Source organism: Desulfobacter sp. UBA2225 (genome assembly GCF_002348205.1).
GTDB lineage: Bacteria > Desulfobacterota > Desulfobacteria > Desulfobacterales > Desulfobacteraceae > Desulfobacter > Desulfobacter postgatei.
The window spans coordinates 1-3,647 of record NZ_DDYV01000128.1 but is presented as its reverse complement, the minus strand read 5'-3'; the positions used below and the strand labels follow the sequence as shown (position 1 = coordinate 3,647).

General features: G+C 51.5%; 4 protein-coding genes. All 4 read right to left on the bottom strand.

Annotated elements, in window-relative coordinates; translation table 11 throughout:
• Positions 1-74 precede the first annotated feature (74 nt).
• Positions 75-800, bottom strand: coding sequence for an ABC transporter ATP-binding protein (locus B3D59_RS06905; RefSeq protein ID WP_286818592.1), 726 nt, complete (start codon positions 798-800; stop codon positions 75-77).
• Entirely contained in the window at positions 787-1,905 is a 1,119-nt protein-coding gene (locus B3D59_RS06900; RefSeq protein WP_286818591.1) for a branched-chain amino acid ABC transporter permease, read from the bottom strand. Before B3D59_RS06900 ends, B3D59_RS06905 begins: the two co-directional genes overlap by 14 nt.
• Positions 1,895-2,782 (bottom strand): branched-chain amino acid ABC transporter permease, encoded by an 888-nt coding sequence (locus B3D59_RS06895; RefSeq protein WP_286818589.1) that lies wholly within the window; start codon positions 2,780-2,782, stop codon positions 1,895-1,897. Before B3D59_RS06895 ends, B3D59_RS06900 begins: the two co-directional genes overlap by 11 nt.
• 76 nt (positions 2,783-2,858) lie before the next feature.
• Positions 2,859-3,647 (bottom strand): ABC transporter substrate-binding protein (locus B3D59_RS06890; RefSeq protein WP_286818588.1); only part of this gene is annotated, 789 nt, incomplete at its 5' end.

Genomic DNA, 3,647 nt, shown 5'->3' with positions numbered 1-3,647 from the left:
TTGAGGTAAATAATATTGATGTCAGCTATGGGGATGTCCAGGTCCTTTTTGATCTGACATCAATATTATTTACCTCAAGAAACCCCATATTCATCTCCCAGATATGCTTTGATCACATTTTCGTCGGACGCCACCGCTTTGGGCGTCCCTTGTGCAATTTTTTTCCCGAAATGGATGACGACAATACGGTCGGATAACGCCATAATGGCCCGCATGATATGCTCAATCACCAGAATGGTAATGCCCTGCTCACGCAAAAACCTTATAATTTCAACCATTTCATCCACCTCCGCCGGCCGCAAGCCTGCCATTACCTCATCCAAAAGCAGCAGTCGCGGCTCTGTGGCCAGGGCCCTGGCGATCTCCAGGCGTTTTCTGTCGGCGATGGTCAGATCCGATGATTTGGCATCCTTTTTATCGTCAAAATTGAGCAGTTGCAGCACCTGGATGGCCTTTGCCTCGGCTTCGGCCCTGCTGGAGGTCGTGGCAAAGGCCCCCACCGTAACATTATAAAGTACGCTTTTGGACGCAAAGGGCTTCACGATCTGAAATGTGCGAGCCAGTCCCTTTTTGCACAGATCCCAGGGCTTTTGACCATTGATCACCTGCCCGTCAAAAACCACCTTGCCTTTTGTGGGGGGAAACACCCCTGCAATGCAGTTAAATGCCGTGGATTTTCCGGCACCATTGGGACCAATGAGTCCCAGAATTTCGCCTTTTTTCATGGACAGACTCAAGCTGTCCACCGCTGTAAGGCCCCCAAACTGTTTGGTCACATCCTTTAATTCAAGAAGACTCATTTATATCCCCTCCTTTGATAAAGCCATCGGCCATACGGTTTACAACCCTGTCGTATATCCGGGTCAAGGGTTCCTGCAGTCCCCGGGGTTGATAGATCATCACAAGAATGAGTACAACGCCGTATATCACCAGATGCATGCCCGGCAAAATATCTCCAAAGTAAATTCTTGACAGATCACTGACCGGCCGAAGCAGCAGTGCGCCTAAAACCGGCCCTGCAATGGAACCTCTGCCGCCGATCAAAGCGATAAAGGCAATCTCAAAGGAAATATCAAGGGAAATCGTACTTTTGGGGTGAATAAACAAGGAGAACTGGGCATAGAATGTACCGGCCAGGGCTGTAAAAAAGCAGCTTAACGCCATGGCAATCACCTTGGCCCGGGAGACATTGACGCCTAAAGCCTGGGCCGCTTCCGGTTCCTCTCCGCCGGCGGTCAGGTAATATCCAAGCTTGGACCTGGAAACCGCCCAGGTCAACAAGAGAATAATCAGCAGCAGCCCCAAGATAATGTAGTAATACGGAACCTTGGATGAAAACATAAAATTGGCCCAACCAATATTCAAGGGCGGAATCTGCAAGCCCCGGGGACCATTAAGTTTGAACGGTCCCAGGTATTCTATGTTCTCAACCATAACGCGCACGCCTTCGGCAAAAGCGATGGTTGCCAGGGCAAAGTAGGCCCCGCGCATCTTTAAGGTGGGCAGCCCGATAACCATGCCGGCGGCAACCGCTAAAAGACCGCCGACGAACATGCCGAGCCAGGGACTGATCCCGTACTGGAGGGAAAGCACTGTTGAGGTATATGCGCCGATGCCCAAAAATACGGCATGCCCCAAAGGCAGCACGCCTGCAAATCCGCCCACCATGTTCCAGGAGGTGGTCAGATAGGCGTAAAAAAATATCAAAACAATGATATGCAGCCAGGTGGGACTGCTGATGAGAGCCGGCAATGCCAGCACCAGGATCACCACCGCCCCGAGCAGTACCTTGTTGATGGTGTCCTTGACCACCTGCCGGGCCAAAGCAGACCTGTCAAGAAAGGCGGCATCAGTCTCGTAAAGGGCGCTGTTCTCCCCTGTGCCTGTCATGGGTTTACCAGTCATATTTTACTCCGAACAATCCTGAGGGTTTAACAAAAAGGACCAGAAGAAACAGACCGTATACAATGGCCTCAGTCCATGTGGCGGTCATGAACTGGGGGCCCACGGATTCGATGACCCCGACAATGATCCCGCCGATGATGGCTCCGGGAATGGAGCCTAACCCGCCTAGCACCACAATAATAAACCCTTTGATATCAAACAAAACCCCCACGGAAGGGAAGGTGTTGTAGAAGGGAACCAGGGTGACGGCGGCAATACCGGTCACGGCCGTGCCGAGACCAAAGGCCATGTTGTATATTTTATACTGGTTAATGCCGGACAGACTGGCCGCATTGCGGTCAAGACTGCATGCCCTGATGGCACGCCCTGTCCGTGTTTTTTGAAAAAAGTAGTAAACGGCATAGGCGGTTGCCACAGCGGTAACGGCCCCCCACAATTTGGGAACGGAGATAAATATATCCCCGAGCTCTATCATTTTTCCCTGAAGCGAGTTATCCGGAAGAGAACGGTACTGGGGTCCAAAAATCATCAGGGTCAGGTTGTCCAGCACATACCACACCCCGGTGGTGACGATAATCACCGTACTGGGTTCCCGGACATTCTTTTCCGCCTTGAAAATAGGCTTTATCACAATATCCTGCAGGTAGTATCCAAAGACATACATCACCGGAACAACTATAATCAGGACAAGGTAGGGATGAAACCCTGACAGGGTGACAGTCCAGTAGGCGGCGTACATGCTGACCATCAAAAGGGTACCGTGGGCAAAGTTGACCACCTTGAGCACTCCGAAAATGATGGTCAAGCCAAGGGCGGTCAGCCCGTAAATCGATCCCATCAGGATGCCGTTGATTGTATCTTCAATTAAATAGATCATTTTTTTCTCCGGACGCTTATGTCCCGCTTTGAAAAGATGTTGACCGTTTCAAAGCGGGGCATTGGGATGGGCAGGTTTATGGTTTGGGAAAAACTGGGGTGTATCCCGCGCGTCTGGCACTTTTGGGCCATACGGTAATTCTTTCGAGGCCGTTGCCGACATCATTAATCTGCACAATCACCGGAGATGCGTGGGAGTTCTGACCGCTGCTGTCGAACTGAACCGCATCATAACCCACGATCATGCCGGGACCTGAGGTGAGGTTGGTTTCAGCCAGGGCCTTGCGGATGGCCTCTTTATCGAAGCTTGCCGCACGTTCCAGGGCATCTTTGATCACGTACATGGAGACATACGCGTCCACCGCCTCTCCGGTGAGGTTATAGCCGTATCTGGCATTGTATTTTTCGTTGGTCTCTTTGGCGCCGGGTTTGTTGATGTCGGTTTCCCACTCCACAATATCAAAAAGGTACTGGGCGTTTTTACCCACGGCCTTAATAAAGAAGGGGTCAGCATGTCCGCCGCCGGTGGCCACAATGGCTTTTAAGCGTACCTTGTATTCAGCCAGTGTGTTGGTCAGCAAGATAGCGTCCGCAGCATTGGAAACCAGTAAAAGCACCTCTGCCCTGGAGCGTCTGATCTTCTGGACCACAGGGCTCAGGTCGGTGGCGGTTGAAGGATAGGGTTCGTCCAGCACCACCTCATATCCGTTTTCTGCTGCCAGCTTTTTCCACTGGCCTGCCATGCCTTTTCCCCAGTCGCCGTTTTCATAAACAAATGCAAGTTTTTTCACAGGCGTATTATACTCGGCCTGCATATCCTTTAAAAAGGCGAACTGATCCCGGGTCCACCAGGAGTCCTTGGCGGC